Origin of the sequence: Burkholderia sp. AU31624, assembly GCF_020420065.1 — a bacterium.
Lineage (GTDB): Bacteria > Pseudomonadota > Gammaproteobacteria > Burkholderiales > Burkholderiaceae > Burkholderia.
The window spans coordinates 58,799-80,077 of sequence record NZ_JAIZRT010000015.1; the positions used below are offsets into that span (position 1 = coordinate 58,799).

The following is a 21,279-nucleotide window of genomic DNA, read 5'->3' on the forward strand; positions in this document are numbered from 1 at the left end:
TTTCGGGGTCCAGGTTAATAAGCGCGGATCAACGCGAGCAGCGCGACGTTGCGCGAACGCGATTCGTTGGCGCCGTCGAGGTTGACGGTGATGGCGTGGCTGTGACTGCCTGCGGCACCGATACCGACGTTGTGACCGTGCGTGCCGGCGCCTTCGGTGTTGAATTCATGGTTGTGACCGCCGGCGCCGGACGTGAATGCCCACGGGTTGTCGTTGTCGACGCCGCCGTTCGAGCCCTGGTGAGCGCCGGAATGCGTACCGAACGGAGCGACACCCACTTCCGTGTAGGGTGCGACGTGCTGGTGATCGCCTACGCTGCCGGTCCAGCCGTGGTGGCCGTGCCAGCCCTGTGAGTCGGTCCACGCGGAGTGCGCGTGGTCGCCGACTGCGGCCGCGCTCGCGCCATGGCCGTGCGAGCGGTTCGCGCTGTCCTGCCACGAGCCGAGGATGCGGTTGGTGTCGACACCGCGGGCGTCGTCCCAGCACCGGATGAATTCGCCGCGTAGCTCCGGCAGGCGGAACGTCGTCGAGCCGTCGCCCAACGAGAAGCAACCCCATCGCTGGTTGTGCCATTCATCGTCCGAGACGAGCGTGCCACTGGCTTGCGCATAGGCCCAAAGAGCGGGGTAGTCGGCACGATTGACGAGCACGCCGTTCGCTTTCAGGAACCCGGCGCGCGGCAGCGTGCGCGGCTCGAATACGATCTGGCCGACCGTCGCCGTCGAGAGGGCGGCCAGCACCCATTCAGTCGTGGCGAGCGCCTTCGAACGATCGCCCGGGGCGGGTGTCGGGCCCTGCACGGGTGTCTGGAAGGTCGTTCCGCCCGGTGTGAACGCAACCTGCGGGATCGAGTTGCACGTCACGCCGAACGAGCCGTCGTTGATGTGGTACAGGCCGGTGTCCGGCGCACCGTCGTTGACGAACGTGAGCGACGGTGCTTGCGCGCTGCCTTCCGCCAGGAAAATCCGCTTGCCCGGATCGAACCAGAGATCACCCGACATCGTGCCGCCGGTCGTGCGATCGAGCGGCGTGAGGTTGCCGGCGTGCCACACCCGCTTGCCGTTTACGCGGAAGGTGCGGTCTTCCATGAAGTACTGGAACGAGTCGTTGTTTCTCCACCAGCCGACCGTCTGGGCATTTGCATAAAAGTAGCCGTCGGTGGGGCCGACCCTGATGCGTCCTTCGTCCGTAGTCTTTCCGACTACGAGATCGCCGCCAATGTTCGTCAAGGCTCCGTTGCCATTGATGAGGACATTCCCGCTGATGAGCGACCAGGCGAACGGGCGGAAATCATTCCACTGGCCGTCCGGATCCCCCTTGTTGGTCGACAGCAGGTAGACGTCTTTGCCGTCATTGCGCAGGAAAGCTCCGTAGCCGTTGGAGATCGCGCGGAAATGGGAACCCGTGGCGTCCATTTCACGCGCGGTCAATCCACCCGCGAACGTTGCGCTCCCGCCGACCTGGATCGCGTTACGGCCGTCGTCGCCGATGTCGCCGACGGTCAGGCGCTTCGCGACCGAAAACGTCTGGTTGCCACGGTTGACGCGAAACGCGGGGAACTGCGTGACACCGTCATCCGCGAACGCGTTCATGCCGAAGTCGTTGCCGTTATTCCCGCCGGTCGCCGCGCCATCGCGCTTGAACATCGACCAACGGAACTTGCCGCCGTCCGCAAAGAACAGTGTCGAGAAGTTGCCGGCGCCGCCGTCGATCGTTGAATTCCTCGAATTGCTCGTGCCTTCGACGGCGATATCGCCGCCGACACGCAGTCTCGAGCCCCCGTCGTCATTCTTGACGTCGCCGACGAGCACCCGGCCACCGTACGTGACGCGCACCGCACGCGCCTGGTTCGCGTCGGTCTCTGCGTCGTTGCCGGTCTTGTTGACCCACAGATCGACGTACTCGCGCCCCCACGCTCCATTGTCGAAGCCCGCCCGCACCGTCGCGATCAGGCGCGTCCCGACATCGGCGTGGTTGCCGCCGAACGTGCCATGCAGACGCACGCGGCTTTCCCGTCCGTTCTTGCCGGTCGGCGGACGCACCGTGACATGCGCCGTATCCGGACCCGCATCGAATTCAGTCACGACCGGCCCGGTGAACTTCGCCCCGGTCAACGCCGCATATCGCGACGCCGCGGTTTTCGGCGTCACGGCGCGCGCATCGTCCGCACCCGCGTTCACTTCCGCCTGCGTCGCCAGCTCGACCACGCCCTGCCGCTCCGTGGTCGCCGGCGGGTTGAGGAACGACGCGTCGCCGAACACGAGTTTCGTCGCGTCGATCGTCGCGAACTGCAGGTCGGACGACAGCAGCAGTATCGCGGCCGGCGACTTCTCCATGATCGGCGTCGCCTGGCCATAGCTGGCCAGCAGCACGCCGTTCTCGAGATAGAGGCCGAACCCGTACAGCGAGTACTGGTCCGCGGTGTCGTCCTTCAGCGTCGTATGAATCGTGTCCGGCGCGACGTTGGCGCCGCCGAAGGACTTGATCCGCTTCAGCTCGTTCGGCAGCTTCGTGAGCCCCTTGTCGGCGACGAACGGCGCGTTCGCCAGGCCGATTTCCACGACCTGGTGGGCGTTCGTGCCGCCGTTGCCGGCGGCGACGAGCGCGGCACGGCCGGCGTCGGTGATGATGATCTGGGTTGCCATGTGCGATCAGTAGTCGGTGAGGTTCAGGCGGCGATAGGCCGCCACGCGCGCGGCGGCGCCGACCGGTTGTCGGCCCCGCATCTCGAAGCCCTGCGTGAACGTGTAGTGCGCCCGTACCGGCTTGGTCCGGTCGATTTCCGCGAGGATGTCGGCGACGTATTCGGCGGTCGGCGGCTGGCCTTCCTGGCCGCTGACCGTCATCACGAGGTCGAACGTGCCGGGTTGGCCCGGCGGGCGCTGCTCGAACCATTCACGCAGGACGATGTTTCCGCCGAAGGCCGCGACGACTTCGCGCACCGCGGCGGCGGTGCCCTTGCGGCGGGCGATCGGAATCGCCTGGCCGACCCGGGCGCGCTTCACGTACTCGGGCCAGTAGTCCTTCCACGCATCGACGCCGAGGTGCCACGCGAGCCACGGCAGCAGGTCGGACCGGATCGCGTCCGGATTCATCAGCGTCGCGAGCGGCGTCGGCACGTCGTCGATGCGTGCGTTCGTCGCGGCGAGCCGGCGTTCGAGCCGCGTCGCGTTCGGCGGGAGGACGTCATTCATTGCTGTACACCCCGCCGTCGATCAGCTCGATTCCGGTGCAATACGGCGCCTGCTGCTTCGTCGCCGGCAGGCCGGCGGACGGGCTTTCGAGGATCACCTTCTGCACGCCGGCCGCGCGGGCGGCCGCGTAGATCCCGTCGAGCGTGACCTCCATCCCGAGGCGGTGCATGGATTCGGTGTATCTCTTCATCGCGCGGTTGGCTTCCGCGAGCGCCACCGCGCGATCCGGGCCGGCGAAGAACACGAGCCGCGCGCGTACCTGGTAGCGCAGGATTTCCGCGCCGCGCACCGTGACCTTGTCGGTCAGCGGCCGCACGTCGTCGGCCTGCAGCGCGGCCGCCACCGCGGCGATCAGCGCCGGGTCCGCCGTGCCGTCGCCATCGCGCGCCAGCACCGAGACGAGGACTTCGCACGACGCCGGGCTGACCGCCGACGCGTCGAGCACGCGGCCGTCCGCGTTGCGTGCGTGCGAAACGTACGCGCCTTCGGGGCCGGCGACGGACAGGCTCTGCGGCGCGAGCTGCGTGCGGGCGCGCAGGTCGGTATCGCTTTCCATGACTGCCGCGACGTTGTGTTCCGGATCGGCGGGCGTGATCGTCAGGCGCCGGATGCCGAACAGCGCGGCGAGATGATCGAGGTCCGTGCCGACCGCGTAGGCGAGCATCACGGCGCGCGCGGCGTCGTTCACGCGCTGCCGCAGCACGATCTCGCGGTACGCGTTCTCCTGGAGCAGCTTCACGACCGGCTCCGATTCGAGCGCGAGCGTCGCGGCGATTTCCGCCTGTTCGTCGGCCGGGTAGAGCGACACGAAGCGGGCCTTGCGCGCGGCAAGCAGGGTTTCGTAGTCGATCGTTTCGACGACGTCGGGTGACGGCAGCTGCGAGAGGTCGATCGGCGTCACGCTCATGTGGCGCTCCCGTTCGTCATCGGCACGCGGGTCGACACGGTCGTGCCGTTCTCGCCCGTCCAGCCTTCGATGTCGAGATAGACCGACCCGGCGGCCGCATTCGCGTCGTCGGCGGCGAGCACGACGCGGGTGAGGGTCAGGCGCGGCTCCCAGCGCATGAGCGCCGTCGCGACGGCCGCGTACAGCCGGGTGCGCACGGTGCCGTTGCCGGGTGCGTCGATCAGGTCGGGCAGCTCGGAGCCGAACGTGCGGCGTTTCACGCACGACGCGAGCGGCGTCGTCACGATCCTGCCGATCGACTGGTAGAAGTGGTCCAGGCCCGAGATCGAGCGGCCGGTGTTCGCGTTCATGCCTTTCATTGCGGTGCGCTCACGAGTTGTCCATCGCCTTGTTCGCGATGCGTGTGATGCGGGAGGCTGATGCCCTGGGATGTCACTTCGCGGGTGAAGGTGGCCGCGCCGTCGATCTGCATCGTGGCGCCGCCGCCGGCGCCGCCGGTGCCGGTCATGCCCGATTCGAATGCGAACGGGCCCTTGACCGTCATCGCGCCGGTGCAGGTCGTCTGCGGCGCGTCGAACGTGATGCGCTCGGCCTTCACCGTGGCGTCGCGGGTCTGCACGACGACCGAGCCCGGCGCGACGATGCGCACGGTCGCGCCGGCGGGCAGCTCGGCCGTGAGCGCATGCGCGGCGTGGTCGTACGTCATGCTCGCGCCATCGGGGTAGACGCGTGCGTGGGTGTCCGGGCTCGAGGCAGGGGCCGGCGCGGCGTTCGAATAAACGCCGCGCAGCGCGACGCCCTGCGCCGGATCGCCCATCGGGCAGAGCAGCACGACCTGTTCGCCCGGTGTCGGCGGCAGCCAGTCGCGCGTGCCGCCGGCGGTGCCGGCGACCCACGGAATCCAGTTGGTCTGCAGGCCGCTGCCGTCGGAGTCGGCGTCGCCGACCGAGACGCGGCACAACGCGGCCGCATGGTCGACCGCGAGGATCGTTCCCTTGCGCACCGCGTTGCGTGCCTGCCGTTGAATTTCATTTGCGTCCATGCAGCCATGGTGACGGTCGGGCAGCCACGGCGCGAGCGATGGCCTGTGTCGTCGCGACGAGGACAGCCCGCACCGGATGCCGGCACGAACGCGCGCGTCGAGAATCGCATCACCGGTTGAAATGAGGATGGCGTCGTGCGCCCCGGCGATGGAGTGGCGAGGCTGGAGTGCGTGAGCGGGGCGACGTCGCGGTGGCGACTCGGCGGAGGTGCGACGGGTTGCGTGGCGACGAAATGCAGAGGGGTGCGCGGCGGAGAGCCGCATAGACGGGACGTTGGTGCAGCGGGCACAGGGAAGTGCCACCACGGGTGATGCTGTCAATGCAGCTCGCATCGCCTGCACCGGCTGATTCGACGGCAATGCGCGAGCGGGGAAGCAGGCGATCGGCGTTGCGATCGCGGCGCGAGGATTCGTTACGGTGAGCGAAACGAGGCTGGCGCAACGAGGTGGCCCGCTGCGACGCGCAGCCGTTGCCGGGGCGAATGCATGCGAAAGAACCCCGCGCACTCACGGCGCACGGCGATCTCTCGACCGCACGCGACGCAGATGCCGTGTGCGGAAAGGTGCGCTTACCGGGCTTACCTGATCTGCGGCAGCGCGACCCAGGTGAGCGTATTGGCCGGATCGACCCGCGTGTCGTCGACGTGGGTGATCACGTGCCGGCCGTCCGGCCCGGTTGCGACGTTGACGCTTTCCGTCAGCGCCAGCCGGATCGACAGGTCGACTGCCGCCGGGTCGCGAATGCCGACCTCGAAGGTGATGCCGCTCGTGCGCGCGGCGGGATTCGTCACGAGATCCGGCTGGTTCTTGCGGACCCATTCGACGACCGCGACGAACACGGGATCCGTGTCGCCGGAGAAATTCGTCGCGAGCACGTGGGCCGTGTACCGGTATTCGAACGACGGCGTCAGCGTGCCGGTGGTCGCAATCGATCCTTGCTCGACGAGCACGGTCAGCGCGCCCGGTTCGGTTCCGAGTGACGGGATGGCGGCGACGAGCGCCCGCCGCAGGCTGTCTGGCTTAATCATGGGGATGGGCTCCGTGGCGGGTTGCGGGCGTGCCGGCCTGGCAGGCCGCGATCATGTCGACTTGCGCCGCGCAGGTCGCCCAGGCCGCCTTCGCGAGCGTGAGCGCGGCATCGAGCTCACCGTTGGTGCGGGGCGCGAGCATCGGCAGCGTGCAGGGGCTCACCGCCTGGCACGTATTCGACGTAAGCGTCGGCACCGGTGAGAGCGGGATTGGCTTGCAGGCGGACAACGTCGTCAGGCAGACGAGTGCCAGCCCAGGCGCGAAGCGCGGCGTTTTCATCGGTCAATCTCCGGTTTTCAAGTCGGGTGGCGTCGAGCTTCGATGCGATCGCGGCCTGCGAACGGTCGAGCCGGGCCTGCTGTCGGGCGCGCTCGGCGGTGTCCTGACGCATGCGCGCGATGACGTCGTCGCGCCCGGCGAGCGCCTGTCGTGCGTCGACGAGTTGCTGCCGCGTGGCGCCCAGGTCGGCGCGCAGCGCATGCACGACCAGCGCCGCGGCGGCGCACGCGGCAAGCGCGGCGACGCAGGCGGCGAATTTCGCGGCGAGCCCGTTCATGCGGCGGACGGGGCGCCGGTCGATGCGGATCCGCCCGGCGTCGACGCGGCCGGTTGCGACGCATAGCGGTCATAGGCGCGCGCGAGCTTCACGTCGTAGAGGTTCGCCGCGTAGTCGGGGCCGTTGTACGCGCGTGCGAATGCGGCCCACTGGCGGGCGCGGAGCGCGCGGCGCAGTGCGTCGTCGGCCGCGATGTAACGGACGAAGGCGTCGAGATGCCGGGCTTCGCCGCTTTCCATGCACGCGACGAATTCGTCGATGCCGGCATAGCCGAGGCGCGCCCAGTGATAGCCCATCACCTGGAACGCGCCCCAGCTCGCGGATTCCCACGCGGCGCCGGCATCGATCGACTCGGCCGTCGCGAGGCGCGCGTATTCCGCGGCGCCGCCGCGATAGCCGCCGCGCGTGCGCGACACGATGTCCGGCTGGCGCGCCGCGAACGGTGCGGGATCGATGCCGCGTGCCTGCAGCCGCTTCCAGAACACGTGGCGTTCGAACAGGATCACGGGCCGGCCGTCGGGCAGGAACCCGGCGTCGCGCGACTCGACTTCGTTGACCGCGCGAATGCACGCGAGCGGCACGTCGAGCGTGCGTGCGGCGCATTCGAGATCGGCGAGCGCGAGGTGGGTCGGATCGCGCCGGCCGGTGGCCAGCGCGGCGCAGGTCTTCGGGCCGGCGATGCCGTCGTCGACGAGGCCGGTGTTCCGTTGCAGTGCGATCACGGCGGCTTCGGTCGCCGCGTCGTAGAGGTGCGTGACCTGCACCGGATAGCCGGCGCGGATCAGCCGGCGTTGCAGCAGGCCGACGTCGTCGCCGTGGTCGCCGAGGCGGCGGGTCTTCATGATTCATTCACTCCTGAGCAGGCGGGCGACGTTGCCGCGCGTGCCGCAGACGGACATCGCCAGCAGGACGGCGGTAGCCGCTTCGAAGAAGCCGACGGAGCCGGCATGCAGCAGCAATTCGATCGATGCGCCGCCGGCGACCGCCACGACGATCCACGCGAACCAGGACGCGCGATGCCGGTGCCGCGCGCCGTTGCGCCGGTAGGTGAGCACGCGCACGAGCACGGCGACGTGGGCGCAGAGCGCGATCAGCACGAGCGGGAGCGGCATGTCATCCCCCCTTGCGGAACAGCGCGAGCAGGTCCAGCGTCTTGACCCGTTCGATGAGTTGCAGCGTGACGGCGATGACGAGCGCGGCTGCGAAGAACGCGGCGACGCCCGTCGAGTGGATCGGCGTGGCGCCGACGATTTCCGGCGCGGCGAGATAGCCCATCACGAGCGAGATCAGCAGGTACGCGGCGCGCCGTGCGACGCCGATTTCCTTCGACGTGACGACCACGAGCGCGGCGCCCGTGAACGCGCCGATCAGCGCGTTGCCGTCGATGCCGGGCGCGAGCCCGGCGACGCCGATCGCGGCGGACAGCATCGCGGCGGTAGTGAGGTTCGGTTCGGCCATGCAGGCGATTCCAGGGTCAGTCAAACAGTTGCAGCAACGGCCGCGCGCGCGTGGCGGTGTCGAGCGGCGGCAGATGGACGGGCGTGCCGGCCGGCAGCACGACGCCGAGCCCGGCGAGCCCGGTGTTGGCTTCGAGCACGGTTTCGACGGTGCCGTCCGTGCGGCCGTAGTGGCGCCAGCACAGCGCGTCGACGGTGTCGCCCTGCAGGGTGCGCACGATCATGGCCGGCGCTCCCGATGCGGGAACGCAACGCAGTCGCCGGCCGGCGCGTGGTGGAGGCTTGTCGATGTCGTGCTGCTTGCCATGGCGAGGTCCCGGGCGGTGACGCAGTGGAGAGGGTTCCCATGGTCGAGCTTCGCCGGGCGGCGTTCAACGACACGCATGCGTGGCCTGTGCGGAGACGCAGCGCGGCGCGTGTCGCGACGGGCATCGGGCCTTACGCTTTCCGTGCGGGTGCTCGATCGGCGCTTGATGGGCACGTCACGGGCGGGTGCGGCGTGCGCCGTGCAGCCGGATTGCAGCTGGCGTGGGCCGGGGCGGCCTTGATTGACCTTGTGCAGCCTTGGTTTTGCGCGGTGCGACGCGTGGCGGGCCCTTGCCGGGCAAGGGCGGGGGGAGCGTAGGTAAAACTCCGAAGGCAGGGGTTGCTGGTTCGATCCCAGCCGGGCGCGCCGAACCGGGTCAGGCTCTTGGCGGTTTCGTTACTTCATCGTTGCCCCTGACTACGATGAAATTGCGGTTAGCCGGCGCAGGTTGGCCGTGTTTACGCTGTTGCTGGCGCGGCTGCCGGTGGCGCCGATCACCTGCACAACGGGCAGGTGCGTTTTCGACGTTTCCAGGCCCGGCAACGCCTCGCGATCGCCGACATGGCGGATGACCGCAGCGTTCCGGGCGTGGCGCGGGTGTGGGCGAGCCTCGCCTGGTTTCACAGCGCGACCTTCAGTTGGTCGTGGAACGCCAGGGCCTGCACTGGGTTGCTGGTGCTGTCTTCTACGACCGGACCGCTCCCGGTGGGGCGGTCGAGCGGAATGCCGAGGCTGCTGCGGCGCGGCGGCGGATCAGCCGGTGAGCGTTGAACGAAGGTCGATCGGTGCCGGCGTGATTTGACGCATGTCGAAGATCAACACTTCGTTGTACCCGGTTCGCAGCCACGGGGCGAGGAGAACAGTGCGCCCGGCGCCCGGCAGGGCGATTCTTCTATACAGTGTCATGCGCCTTGCTTATGTAGTCTCGCCTTTACCCTGATCCGGCAAGGAGGTCATCATGGACAAAGCAGCAGGGCGAACGAGCGCGCCAGGCGATGTGCGTCCGACAAATAGCTCTCGTCTACCTCTCCCACGCCAAGTTCGACCATGAGGCACCGCTACAAGTCGAACGCGCCGATGATGGCTCCAAGATTTATGTCGGCAGCGTGGCTGCCACGCTGCCGCGATGCGGCTTCGGTGATGGTTGGGATCCGACTGCAGTTGGTGCGTACTTGAGATTCGAGCAATGGCGTTAAGTCGATCAATGCGTCGGATGAGCGTGATTTATGCGGTCTATCCGCCAAAGTGCTTTATGTGGGTTTCAAGGTCTGATATGACCGCGATCAACTTGCTCATTTCATCGTCGTGGTCCTGCTGCGAGATGTTTCCCGATGCCAATTGCTGGCCAAGCAGGACCATCACCTTTTTCGCGTCCACCAACTTGCTTTCGAGCGCGCTGATCGCCGCTTCGATCGCTTGACGGTGTGTAACGGCGCCCGGGCTGTTCAGATCAAGAACTTGAATCGCGAAGATCCCGGTCGGGGACTGCGCATAGACTTGTCCGACCGAATACCGCAAATGCGAAAACATTACGTGGTCGCACGGGTTCGGAATGAATTCACCTGCGCTTCGCTGACCCCTAGTAGGCCAAAAGGGGCCCTTATTCGTATTGCATGTTCCGCAGGCGTAGTAGAGGTTGCTGTAGTCACACTCGGAGAGTGGAAAGCGGGATTTCGGCCGATAATGTTCGACCGCATACGTATGCTTCAGCCCAAGATCCGGCGTACAGCAATATACGCACTTGTTGCCGAATTCGAGCCGAAGGGCGGCCTTATATGACTGGTACCGCTTGTATGGCCCAGGCACGAGTGTCCGGGAGTGCCGGACCTTGGGGTAGCTAAATGGCGTCACGCGATACCGAGGCGCTGCTTCATGGCTTCCAGTTCGGAAGACGCATTCTCGATTGTGTCAGCGGCGGCTTTGAGTGCGTTCACCGATTCCACCGTTACCCGTGGGGCGAGCCGACGCAGTCGGGCAGTCAGCAACTGTAACCTTGCGTCGTCTTCGTACGTTGTCTCGTTCTCAAATTTGGCCACGAGTAGCCGGAGGCGTCGATCCCGAATAGTCTCTACATCACTGTTGGGGATATCGGGCCGCTCTTCAACCGCAGAGGAATCACCAGTTAATGACGCTTGCCATTCGCTTGAAGTCCGCGACGTCGCTTGGCGGCCGCCCGATCGAGTGACGGGCTGAGAAACGACAAATGGGGTGCGATCCGTGTACGAGCCATGATGGCCGCCAGCCGGTGGTATCGGAGCGGTTACCGTGAGGTTGGCTGTGCGCGCTAAATTGAGCGGAGTCTGGTCACGTGCCGATTGCAAGTAAGTCATGTCGTCCCCGTGTCTGATTGTAGGTAGTGGCGCGCTTTGTCACCAAGCGCCCAACTAAACAACGAAAATTCTAGTTCGTGAAGCTTACGAATGGTATCCATCGCCTCGGATATGTCGACGTCTTCTCGATACAGGTCAAAATCAAGGATGTAGTTTCGGCTGGTCTGATTTTTCGCATCCAGGGCAATCCCATGCTGGAACAGAAACCCGCCAAGATACGTCTGTCCGCGCGTTTGCTGCCAGTATTCGCTGACATCTCCGAATACGTTGTCGGAGAGCGGGCGCGCCAACGACTCGTTCAGCCACCCGTCAACCTCGTCGACTTTGCAGGGCAGTCGATTGATGTACCGAAGGCCGACACGTGTGAAAAAGTCGCTATCAATAGTCCGCTCTGCTGCATCGACAACAATCTTTAGCTGCTGCTCGAATTCTTCGAAAGATGTATATCGCGACGTTTCGAGCGTGATTGCAGACGGACGAAGCACGGCAACCCATCGACCTTGCTTGGAACGAAACTGATGCGCGTTTACTTGGACGACCGATCCCGGGCCGACATTCACATTGTTGAGAACGTCATGAAGCGGAAAGCTGTGCTTCATTGTCTTCCAGAACGCTGCCGGTGGCTTGCGATCCTCGATTTCGAAGATGGTCGGAAAACGCAGCTCGCAGACGGCTTGTCCGATGAGGTTGCGCGGAAAATGCGTTTTGGCAGCGGGCGGGATGTTCAACACCCGCTTCTCGCTCGGGGCATCATGCAGATCGTCGATTTCTTCCACTAGCGGATCCTTGTTCATCGGCAACTGCAAGGTCAATCGTCGGGCAATTCTGCCACGTATCGACAACGAACGAAATCTGGATCTTCGGCGCCACGGCTTGGCAGCGATATCGATATACGGGGCCAGATTTCTGCCTGATGACTTACGCGATCACATCGTTCCTCACTGTTCTCCGTTGGAGAACGGGATCACTCGGCGGCAAGCACGCACATGCTGACTAGGATCTTCTGTTTCGTCTGCAAGGCCGGTTGCTCGCGCGGGACGATGGAATGACCGGAAATTCTACGGCAGGCGTCGCCGATGCACGGCGTGCGCCTGCCGCCGCACCGTCATGCGAGAATCCCCGCAACGACAACTCCAAGCGACGATCGCGGCGGCCGTCCGCGCATCGCGCCGACTCCCGATGGCTGCCATCCTGTCTACCTCGACCGCAGTCGATGCCCGCGCGCTGACCGATGCGCAGCAGGCACTGCTCGCGCGTCTGCACGCCTATTCCCCCGACGATCCGACCGCGCCGCTGCCGTACAGCCGGCGCCTTGCCGAAGCCGAAGGCTGGTCGCATGCGCATGCGCTGGCCGTGATCGACGAATACAAGCGCTTCGCGTTCCTCGCGCAGGCGGCCGGCCATCCGGTCACGCCGTCGGTCGCGGTCGACGCCGCGTGGCATTTCCACCTGCAGTACACGCTCGAATACTGGGACGTCTTCTGCGCCGGCGTGCTGCGCGCGCGGCTGCATCACATGCCCGGCACGGGCGCGCCGGACGAAGCCGCCGTGTACGCGCAGCGCTACCGCGACACGCTCGACAGCTACCGCAGGCTATTCGGTTGCGAGCCGCCCGAAGCGATCTGGCCGCGCCCCGTGACCGAGCCGGACGTGCCCACCGACGCCCCGGTGCAGCGCGCAGCACCGCGCGACGGCCCGTCGAGCGAGCCCGCCGCGCGCCCGCGACGCGGGCGGCGCTTCACGAAGTTCGCGTGGCCGACGGCGGCGATCAGCGTCGCGGCGACCTGCGCGAGCGCGAGCGATTTCAATGTGCTGGACTTCTCGGGGCCGGACTTTCTCGGGTTGTTCTACGTGCCGCTCTGCGTCGCCGCGCTGCTGCTGATCGCCGGCCTGCAGTGGATCGAATACCGCCACCGGGTGTGGGGAACGCGCGCCCCCGAATCGTCGCCCGACCTGAGCGCGGAGGAAGCGGCGTATCTCGCGGGCGGCGGTGCGCGGATGGCGCAGGTCGCGATGCTGTCGCTCGCGCATGCCGGTGCGATCGAGCTGCGGATGAGCAAGGGCCACGACGCGCGGGTGCGGATCGACGATCCGCGACACGCAGGCGCGTATGGCGCCGACTGGGAATGGCTGAGGCGGCAGCCCGGCGGCGAGACGAGCTGCCACGCGTTTCGTCAGCGTCTCGCGTGGCGCGAAGCCGACTGCGCCGCCGCGTTGCAGCGCAAAGGCTGGCTCTGGGCGCCGGGCGAAATGCGGGCGACGCGGATGGCCGCGCGCGCGATCCTGCTGCTCGTGTTCGGCGCGGGCGCGGCGAAGCTCGCGGTCGGCCTGAGCCGCGGCCGGCCCGTGCTGCTGCTGATGATTGTCATGGCGGCGTTCATGGTCGCGTACCACTTCATGGTCGAACGCCTGCCCGGCGTCGGGCGCGGCGGCATGACGCGCGGCGGCGAGGCGGCGCTCGACGCGCACCGCGAGCAACGCCGGGGCGACCGCGCGACGCCGGACGGGCTCTTGTGGACGGCCGCGCTGTTCGGCGCCGGCGCGCTCGCCGGCACCGTGTGGGCCGCGCATTCGAACGTGCTGATGGCGCCGCCGCCCGTTGCCGTGCAAACCGGCGGGTCGAGCGGTTCGTTCGACTCGGGCGCCGGAGACAGCAGCAGTTCCAGTTCGTGCAGTTCGTCGAGCTCATGCAGCTCGAGCAGTTGCGGCGGCTGTTCGAGCACCTGAGCACAGCGCGCGCCGACTTACGCGATCGCGGCATCGGCGGGCGTGCGTGCCTGCGCGGCACGCCCGTCGCCCGCCTCGACGATCAGCGTCCAGTCGAACGCCGGCAGTGCGCAGAGCTGCTCGACGGTGGCCGTGTACTCGTGCGCGGGCGCGTGCAGGTAGCGCACCTTGTCGGTCCATTCGGGCAGCGGCGCCTGCGACGTGGTCACCACGACCGCCAGCAGATCCTGCTCCGGCCGCCGCGCGATGTCCTGCAGGCTCAGTCGGACCTGGTCGAGGTCGCCCTCGGCGTCCAGGATCAGCGCGCCGGGGATCGGCGCTTCCGGGCAGCCGGGCGGGCTGCCGATCGCGCCTTTGTCGATGCACTGCTGATACACACGGCGATAGCGCGGCAGCGCCTGCTGCAGCGCGTGATGCTTGCGGACCTTCGCCTGCGCCGTGCGCGCGAGCCCGCGGCGCAGCGCCGGGTGCGCGATCAGCCGCTCGAGCGCGTCGACCCAGGCCTGCGGCGCATCCGGGACCAGCAGGCCGTCGCAGCCGTCGTGCAGCGCGAAGCGATAGGCCGGCCGGTCGCTGGCGATCGACGCGATGCCGGCCGCCGCGTATTCCTGCCACTGGATCGTGCTCGTGCCGGCGTTGTAGTCGTGGTCGGCGAGCGGCAGCAGCGCGATGTCCCAGCGCCGTTCCGGCAGGCGTCGTGCGTGCGCGTCGTAGTCGTGAAGCTCGGGCTCGCACCCGGCGGCCGGATGGCCGGCCCAGCCCGGCGGGACGTCCGCGCCGACGAAACTCACCCTGACCTTGCCGGGATGGCGCGCGCAGATCGCTTGCAGCGCCGCGTCGACGAGCGCGAAGTTGTCGGCGCGCAGCGACGCGCCGGCGATGCCGATCGTCACGCAGTCGTCGTCGCGCGCCGTCACGGGGCGGTAGAACCGGTCGAAGTCCACGCTGTCGGGCAGCACGTGAACGCGCGGGTGCGACAGCCGGTAGCGGCTGGCGATGAACGGCGTGGATACGATCACGGCGTCCGCGTTGCGCAGCACGAGCTCGATCCCCGCGCGGGCCACCCCGCCTTGCGCGGCGAGCGGATGCGTGGACGGCAGGTCGGTCAGCAGGTCGTCGGTCTCGTAGATCACCGGCTTTTCATGCTTGAAGATCGTGTACAGGTCGTTGCCCGTCAGCATGCCGGGCGCCAGCCGGTGCAGCAGGATGGCGTCGGCCGTGGCCAGCACGCTGCTGTCGATCTGGCCGTCCCGGAAGCCCGGGACGAGTTCCCATTCATCGTTCAGCAGACCGAACGGCAGCGTGAGGCGAATGCGCGACGACGCGCATGCGTCCGGATCGATCGAATACACGATCAGGCGCTTGCGGTGCGGTGCGGCGTCCGCAGTCGCGGCGACGGGCGCCAGCGTCCGGTTCTCCGCCAGCAGCCGCGCGTACAGCGCACCGTGGCGGGCGGCGTTGCGGCCGATGTCGTGCTGCGCGCGGATCGCATCCTGCGCGGCCGCGGCGAGCTGCGCGCGGGTGTGCGGATGCTCGATCAGGTGCGCGATCGCGTCGACCCACGCGTCGGCGGTGTCGGCGACGAGCCAGCCCGTGCTGCCGTGGACAACCGGGCCGCCTTGCGCCGGCGTGGCGACGAGCACCGTGGCCGCGCCGGCCGCCGAGCATTCGAGCCATGCGCGCGGCGGCGCATCGTCGCGCAACGTGACCGGCGCCGCGACCAGCGCGATGTCGAGGTCCGCGCGCTTCAGCGCGTCGGCGTAGCGGTCGTAAGGGGCAGGCTCCGCGATCAGCGTGACGTCCGGTTCGCGGTCCCAGCCGGCCGGCAGCGCCGCGCCGACGAACGACACCCGGAGCTTCCCCGGAAACCGGCGGCGGAGCTCGGCCAGCGCGTGGCGGACCTGCTCGAGACGCACGCCGTCGAGGCCGGTGCCGGAAACCGCGAGGTTCACGTGGTCGCGCACGCCGGGCGCCGTGCGGTGCAGACGCTCGAGATCGACGCCGGTCGGCAGCGCGTGGACCGATGCGTTGACATGACGGTACTCCCGCACCAGCGCTTCCGACGGCACGACGAGCGCATGCGCGCGCTGCACGGCGCTGCGGATGCCTGCCTTGCGGCGCGCGTTGTCGGCCGCGCCGGGGATGTCGGCGAGCAGCGTGTCGAGCGGCACGTCGATGTCGAGGACGACCGGCTTGCCGAGCGAGAACAGGTGTTCCTGCGTGGCGGCGGACAGCAGGCCCGGCGTGTCGCCCTGCAGCACGATCAGGTCCGCGCGCTGCAGCGCGTCGGGATCGATGCCGGCTGGCGTGACAGGGAACGTCAGCGCCCATTCGCGGTCCAGCCGCGCGAACGGCTGCGCGAAGCGCAGGCTGGTGCGCGCGTGGTCGGCGGGTTCGGCGGTGACGACCGCGATGCAAGAGCGCGGCGCGGACTGTCCCTGGGCGGCGGCGCCCGTCGCGACGGCCTGCGCATCCAGCTGGTCCGCGTGGGCCTGGGTCCGCTCGACGAAGTTCCGTAACTGCTGCCAGAACGTCTCCTCTTCCTTCAGGTAGACGCTGCGCGCTTCGTGAACGGTGGCCTTCGCGTGGGCGATCGCGTGTTCGTCGAGCCCCCACGCGATGCCCTTGCCGTCCATCACCCACCGGAACGGCTCCGGCAGCGACGCGTCATTCATGATGCACACGACCGGGCAGCCGCACAGCAGCGCTTCGAACACGGCGGTGGACCATTCGTACATGTACACGCACTCGACCTGTCGGAACAGCGCCGCGAGTTCGTGCGCCGAACGTTCCGGCACGCGGGTCGAGATTTCGATCGACTCGGCGGTGACCGGATGCAGCGTGCCGCCGCGCCGCAGGTGGCGATTGATGAAGACGGCCGTGCCGTTGCGGCGGGCGTCGTCGACCCCGTCGCTGTTGAAGATGCGCGTGTCGACCAGCGGCATGCGCAGCAGGTCCGCCTTCCATTCCTCAGGCACCAGCGACGGCCCGAACGTGAAGACGAGGTCGTCCGGCTGCAGGGTGATCGGTTCGCCGTTGATGCGGCCGGGCTCGGCCAGCAGATAGCGCACGACGCAGCGCGCGTTGAACGGATTGCCGGTGACGACGTCCGGGTAGACGACGATCGGGCTGCGGTTCGCGCGGGCGTGCGCCTGCGCGATGTCGTTGGTCAGCGGCGGCGTGCGCAGGTCAGGATGCACGACCGCCGTGCAGACGTACGCTTCGTGGCCGAGCAGGTTCAGCGCGTGGCACAGGTAGTGCATCGCGCGGATCCCGCCGGAGGTTTGCCGGAAATTCGGCGCGAGTATGTAGTACGGGTGGTCGAGTCGCGTAAAGATGCGCGAACCGCCGTGCGCCACGCCAGGTTGGGGAGTCGTCATCGTTATCGGGTGCGGTAGAAATCGAAGACCACGTCGAGGATGCGATCCTGTTCGGCTTCGGTCATGTCGTGGTACAGCGGCAGCCGGACGAGCCGGTCGGCGACGAGGTCCGTCACCGCCATGCCGGACCCGCAGCGCCCGTAGCGCTGGCCGGCCGGAGAACTGTGCAGCGGCACGTAGTGGAACACCGCGTTCACGCCCACCGCGCGGATCTGCTGCAGCAGCGCGGTGCGCTCGGCGAGGTCGCGTGCGAGGAAATAGAACATGTGGCCGTTGCCGCGCTCGGCGAGCGAAATCGCGGGCAGCTCGACCAGCCCGTCCGCGTGCAGCGGCTGCAGCGCGTCCTGGTAGCGCTGCACGGTCGCGCGCCGCTGCGCGGTGATCACGTCCGCGTGCTCGAACTGCGCGTACAGGAATGCCGCGATCAGTTCGCCCGGCAGGAACGACGAGCCGACGTCGACCCAGGTGTACTTGTCCACCTGCCCGCGGAAGAACTGACTGCGGTTGGTGCCCTTCTCGCGGATGATCTCCGCACGCTCGACGAGGCGCGGGTCGTTGACCAGCAGCGCGCCGCCTTCGCCCGAGATCACGTTCTTGGTCTCGTGGAAGCTGAGGCACGCGAGGTGGCCGAGGCTGCCGAGCGGCTTGCCGTTCCACGTCGACTGCAGCGCCTGGGCGGCGTCCTCGATCACCCACAGGTCGTGGTCCGCCGCGAGCTGCCCGATCACGTCCATGTCGCAGGCGACGCCCGCGTAGTGCACCGGCACGATCGCGCGCGTGCGCTTGGTGATCGCGGCGGCGATCTGCGTCTCGTCGAGATTCAGCGTGTCACGGCGGATGTCGACGAACACCGGCGTCGCGCCGCGCAGCACGAACGCGTTGGCGGTCGACACGAACGTGTAGGACGGCATGATCACTTCGTCGCCGGGCTGCACGTCGGCGAGGATCGCGGCCATCTCGAGCGCGGCCGTGCACGAGTGCGTGAGCAGCGCGCGCTGGCAGCCGATGCGCGCTTCCAGCCAGCGGTGGCAGAGCTTCGTGAACGCCTGGTCGCCGGCGAGGCCGCCCTGCTCGACCGCCTTCGCGATGTAGTAGAGCTCCTTGCCGACCACGAACGGGCGGCCGAACGGAATGCAGTCGAGGTTGGGTGGGCCGAACATGGTCAGGCTCCTCGTAAAGTGACGGGCGATCGGCGGCGCGGGCGCGGCGCCGTTCAGGTGTCCTGCCGGACGGCGCCGCGCGAGCGCGCAGGGCCGTCGTCGTGCAGGCTTGCGTGACGGGATGCGTTCATCGGCACATGTCACGCGCCCCGATAGAGCGCGTACTCGCGAGCGTCGGGGCCGCAGTTGAACAGCACGTCGAGCACGGTGACGCCATGCACGAAGTCGCCCCACTGCTGCGGGTACTCGGGATAGGCCGGGTAGTCGAACCAGCGCACCGCGATGTTCGCGTCCGCGAACAGGTTCTCGTCCAGGTAGCAGCGGGCGGACGGGCCCGACAGGTACTCGGTCGCGCCCGCCTGCATGCACAGGTTCAGCAGCTTCTCGGTGCGGTCGCCGTTCAGCGTGTAGTCCGACGACGACGAGATGCGCGTGTCGATTCCCAGCTGCTGGTTGATCCACATCAGCAGCGTGCGGTTCAGCTCGCTGAGCGTGTCGTAGCGGCGGCCGAGATAGAGCGCTTCGAGCGCGTCCGCATAGCCCGCGAAGTGCGGCGCGCGCGCGTAGTTCTGCTGCAGCCGCTTCCAGTGCTGCGGCGCCCAGTCGTCGCCGTCGATCTCGGTTTCGCGAATCGTCTGGAGATACTTGCCCTTCACCTTCACCGGCACGCTCAGCCATTGCACGCCCTGCGGCGTCTTGATCTGGTTGCGGTTGCGCCAGTCGCGGCGCGTGTACTGCGCGTCGTCGTACAGGATGAATTCGTCGCTGGCGGCGATCAGGTCGAAATAGCCCTTCCACGGGATGTAGTTCGACTGGACGATCGCCACGCGCTTCGCAACCGCTTCCATGGGCGTGCCGCTCATGCCGGGATGTGGCCGTACCGGTACATGTCGACCAGCTCGGGCGGAATGCCCCAGTCGGTCGCGCCGATCCGGTCGTGCAGCGCTTCGAGGTCCGTGCGCATCGAGCGCTGCAACTGCTCGACCATGCGGTTCCTCGCCGGCTCGAAGTCGTGCTGGTACGCCGCGTTGAGCTGGTGCCGCACGGTCTTCGCGATCGCGGCCTCGCGCGACATGTTGCGGATCAGCGGCCGCTCGGGCGCAAGCTCCGCGTAACGCGGGTCGATCGGCTCGCCGCGCATCGCGGCGACGAGGTCGCGGCACAGCACCGGCGACAGGTGGAAGCCGTCCCGCTTGGTGCCGCCGAGGATCCACAGGTCCCGCACGCTGGTTTCGCCGAACAGCGGATACAGGTCGGACGTCATGGGCCGCCAGCCGACGTTCACGTTGACGAGGTTCGCGCGGTAGAACTTGCTGTTGATCTGGTCCATTGCCGCTTTCAGCAGCGAGTACGCGCTGCCGACGTGGCCGTGGTCGATCGGCACCGGGCTGATGTAGTTGCTGGCGCCGATCAGCGTGCGGTCCGGCCCGTACGGCGCCGAATAGACGCCGCATGCGAGGCCGCGGTTGGTGGTGCGGATGCAGTGCGTGTGCACGTTTTCCGCGCTCTGCAGCTCGATTGACATGCCGATGCCGTAGAACAGCCGCTGTACCGGCAGCTCGGGCGCGCTCGCGCGCAGCAGCTGGCCGAGGTTCGCGCCGTTGCACAGGACGAAGCGGTCCGCGTCGAGCGTGCTGCCGTCGGAGAGCCGCGCCGCGACGACGCGCCCGCCGGCGATATCGAGCCGCTCGACCTGGGCGTCGACGAGCGTCGTGTTGCCCGTCTGCGCGACGGATGCCGTCAGCGCGTCGAGAAACTGCTTCGGATTGACCCAGCCCTCACGCTTCAGGTAGAGCGCGTTCAACGCGCGATAGCGCGGGTCGGGGTGATAGTTCGGGATGCTTGACGGATCGACCGCCTCGCAGGGTTCCTCGAATTCGCGGCAGAAGCGCTTCACGGCCGCGAAGTTCTCGTCGTCGAGCGCGTCGGTCGCCGCGTTGTTGAGCACGTACGTGCCGAACCCGTGGGCGACCTCGCGCGCCGGCGTGCAGATCTCGGCAAATACGCCCGGCCAGGCCGCGGTCGCCGCGCGGCTCAGCTCGAACTTGAAGCGGTCGAGCGGCGTGCCGAGCGAGTCGCCTTCGAGTTCGGTGAATGAGTTGAGCATCGCCGCCGCCGCGCGCGTCGCCGAGCCCGGGCGCAGTGCCGGGCCGACGATCACGAGTTCGACAGTCGGGTCCGCGCGTTGCCATGCCCGGGCCGTCATCAGCCCGAGAATGCCGTTGCCGAGGATCGCGATCTTCATTAGCGCCCCTGTCCGCCTTCGGGGAACGTCATGTAGCAGAGCGACGGATACGCCTGCGTCCGGTGAATCTGGTGGGGGTACTTGCCGAGCACCTTGTGCAGGTAGTGCATGCCTTCCGCGGGGGCCTGATGGCCGCGCATCAGCTGCCACACCGCGACCACGCCGCCCGGCACCAGGCGCTGGAGCACCGCTTCGAACGCCTGCTCCGTCGGGCCCGGCACGTTCAGGTCGAACCATGCCAGCGCGATCGTCTCGCCCGGGTGCGCTTCGTCGAACGCCGCCAGCGTGTCGCGGCAGTCGCCTTCCCACACGCGGTGCTTGCCGTTCACGTGGCCCATCGCGTTGTTGCGCTCGTGCAGCGACAGCAGCTTGCGCAGCAGGTCCGCGTAGCCGCTCGCCACCGAATAGGTGCCGTCGGAGAACAGCTTGCGGTCGCGCGAGTCGTCCTCGGAGAAGCCTGCGTAGCCGGTGAACGTATCGAACGCGTGAATGCGGCGCTGGAAGTTCAGCGGCTCGAGGATCGCGCGGAAGTTCTCGCACAGCACCGCGGTCTGCCCGCGCCATGTGCCGAGATCGAGGATCGAGCCCGGCAGCGGCACGATCTTCTGATACACCTCGAAGGTCGCCAGGAACCGCGCGAGCAGCGAACCGCGCACGAACAGGCCGAGCGAGCGTTCCAGTTCCTCGGGGGTCGCGGGATACGCGTGCAGCAGTTCGAACAGTTCGCGGCGCGCGGCGAGCTGGTCGTCGTTCGAGTTGGTGATGATGGATGACTCGTGCATACAAAAGGCTCCAGGGACTATGAGTGATACCGAACGAAGTGCCGTGGCGGACCGGGGTCGCGTGCGCGGCCGGCATCCGGTGCGGCAACCGGGCCCGCACGCGTCGCGGCTGTCCGCACGGTGCAATCCGGTCATCTTTCGGAATCGAGTCTAGCGAGCGGCG

20 protein-coding genes are annotated in these 21,279 nt (G+C 67.8%); 1 reads left to right on the plus strand and 19 read right to left on the minus strand.

All coding sequences use genetic code 11. The annotated features are described in order from the left end of the window. Positions 1–14: 14 nt before the first annotated feature. The 14 genes from LGM89_RS36045 to LGM89_RS36110 all read right to left on the minus strand — a co-directional run bounded on the left by LGM89_RS36045 (position 15) and on the right by LGM89_RS36110 (position 11,616). Positions 15–2,645 carry a phage tail protein gene (locus LGM89_RS36045; RefSeq protein WP_226275685.1) on the minus strand — a complete coding sequence of 877 codons (2,631 nt, stop codon included), beginning with the start codon at positions 2,643–2,645 and terminating at the stop codon, positions 15–17. A 6-nt stretch (positions 2,646–2,651) separates the two neighbouring features. After that, entirely contained in the window at positions 2,652–3,194 is a 543-nt protein-coding gene (locus LGM89_RS36050) for a phage tail protein I (RefSeq protein ID WP_089424205.1), read from the minus strand. Then, positions 3,187–4,101 (minus strand): baseplate J/gp47 family protein, encoded by a 915-nt coding sequence (locus tag LGM89_RS36055; protein WP_226275687.1) that lies wholly within the window; start codon positions 4,099–4,101, stop codon positions 3,187–3,189. The genes LGM89_RS36050 and LGM89_RS36055 overlap by 8 nt, the downstream gene beginning before the upstream one ends. Further along, complete coding sequence (locus LGM89_RS36060; RefSeq protein ID WP_226275689.1) at positions 4,098–4,460, minus strand: GPW/gp25 family protein; 363 nt, start codon at positions 4,458–4,460, stop codon at positions 4,098–4,100. The genes LGM89_RS36055 and LGM89_RS36060 overlap by 4 nt, the downstream gene beginning before the upstream one ends. Beyond that, positions 4,457–5,143, minus strand: a complete 687-nt coding sequence (locus LGM89_RS36065) for a phage baseplate assembly protein V (RefSeq protein WP_226275691.1) — start codon at positions 5,141–5,143, stop codon at positions 4,457–4,459. The genes LGM89_RS36060 and LGM89_RS36065 overlap by 4 nt, the downstream gene beginning before the upstream one ends. 578 nt (positions 5,144–5,721) lie before the next feature. Continuing rightward, positions 5,722–6,171, minus strand: a complete 450-nt coding sequence (locus LGM89_RS36070; RefSeq protein WP_226275693.1) for a phage tail protein — start codon at positions 6,169–6,171, stop codon at positions 5,722–5,724. After that, entirely contained in the window at positions 6,164–6,400 is a 237-nt protein-coding gene (gene lysC, locus LGM89_RS36075) for an Rz1-like lysis system protein LysC (protein ID WP_226275695.1), read from the minus strand. The genes LGM89_RS36070 and lysC overlap by 8 nt, the downstream gene beginning before the upstream one ends. Further along, the gene (locus tag LGM89_RS36080) at positions 6,288–6,728 is read right to left on the minus strand and encodes a protein lysB (RefSeq protein WP_226275697.1); all 441 of its coding nucleotides are present in this window, start codon (positions 6,726–6,728) and stop codon (positions 6,288–6,290) included. Before LGM89_RS36080 ends, lysC begins: the two co-directional genes overlap by 113 nt. Next, entirely contained in the window at positions 6,725–7,570 is an 846-nt protein-coding gene (locus LGM89_RS36085; RefSeq protein WP_226275699.1) for an N-acetylmuramidase domain-containing protein, read from the minus strand. The genes LGM89_RS36080 and LGM89_RS36085 overlap by 4 nt, the downstream gene beginning before the upstream one ends. Before the next feature lie 3 nt (positions 7,571–7,573). Beyond that, positions 7,574–7,840: a phage holin family protein gene (locus LGM89_RS36090; protein WP_089424212.1), complete on the minus strand. Its 267-nt coding sequence runs from the start codon at positions 7,838–7,840 to the stop codon at positions 7,574–7,576. A gap of 1 nt (position 7,841) precedes the next feature. Further along, on the minus strand, positions 7,842–8,186 hold the full coding sequence (locus LGM89_RS36095; protein ID WP_069246837.1) for a putative holin: 345 nt from the start codon (positions 8,184–8,186) through the stop codon (positions 7,842–7,844). 16 nt (positions 8,187–8,202) lie between these two features. Next, positions 8,203–8,409, minus strand: coding sequence for a tail protein X (locus LGM89_RS36100; RefSeq protein ID WP_089430443.1), 207 nt, complete (start codon positions 8,407–8,409; stop codon positions 8,203–8,205). Positions 8,410–9,725: 1,316 nt separating this feature from the next. Next, complete coding sequence (locus tag LGM89_RS36105) at positions 9,726–10,022, minus strand: hypothetical protein (protein ID WP_226275701.1); 297 nt, start codon at positions 10,020–10,022, stop codon at positions 9,726–9,728. Between the two features lie 796 nt (positions 10,023–10,818). Further along, positions 10,819–11,616, minus strand: a complete 798-nt coding sequence (locus LGM89_RS36110; protein WP_226275703.1) for a TIGR04255 family protein — start codon at positions 11,614–11,616, stop codon at positions 10,819–10,821. Between the two features lie 385 nt (positions 11,617–12,001). Here LGM89_RS36110 and LGM89_RS36115 point away from each other — a divergent pair, with 385 nt between their 5' ends. Beyond that, complete coding sequence (locus tag LGM89_RS36115) at positions 12,002–13,549, plus strand: TIGR04222 domain-containing membrane protein (RefSeq protein ID WP_226275706.1); 1,548 nt, start codon at positions 12,002–12,004, stop codon at positions 13,547–13,549. Between the two features lie 17 nt (positions 13,550–13,566). Here the strand turns inward: LGM89_RS36115 and LGM89_RS36120 are convergent, their stop codons facing one another. The 5 genes from LGM89_RS36120 to LGM89_RS36140 all read right to left on the minus strand — a co-directional run bounded on the left by LGM89_RS36120 (position 13,567) and on the right by LGM89_RS36140 (position 21,116). After that, positions 13,567–16,929, minus strand: a complete 3,363-nt coding sequence (locus LGM89_RS36120; RefSeq protein ID WP_226275708.1) for a glycosyltransferase — start codon at positions 16,927–16,929, stop codon at positions 13,567–13,569. A 2-nt stretch (positions 16,930–16,931) separates the two neighbouring features. Then, positions 16,932–18,089: a dTDP-4-amino-4,6-dideoxygalactose transaminase gene (gene rffA, locus LGM89_RS36125; RefSeq protein WP_226275710.1), complete on the minus strand. Its 1,158-nt coding sequence runs from the start codon at positions 18,087–18,089 to the stop codon at positions 16,932–16,934. 140 nt (positions 18,090–18,229) lie between these two features. Further along, positions 18,230–18,952, minus strand: coding sequence for a WbqC family protein (locus tag LGM89_RS36130; RefSeq protein ID WP_226207555.1), 723 nt, complete (start codon positions 18,950–18,952; stop codon positions 18,230–18,232). Next, positions 18,949–20,334 (minus strand): NAD(P)/FAD-dependent oxidoreductase, encoded by a 1,386-nt coding sequence (locus tag LGM89_RS36135; RefSeq protein WP_089493879.1) that lies wholly within the window; start codon positions 20,332–20,334, stop codon positions 18,949–18,951. The genes LGM89_RS36130 and LGM89_RS36135 overlap by 4 nt, the downstream gene beginning before the upstream one ends. Next, entirely contained in the window at positions 20,334–21,116 is a 783-nt protein-coding gene (locus tag LGM89_RS36140; RefSeq protein WP_226275711.1) for a class I SAM-dependent methyltransferase, read from the minus strand. Before LGM89_RS36140 ends, LGM89_RS36135 begins: the two co-directional genes overlap by 1 nt. Positions 21,117–21,279: the final 163 nt, after the last annotated feature.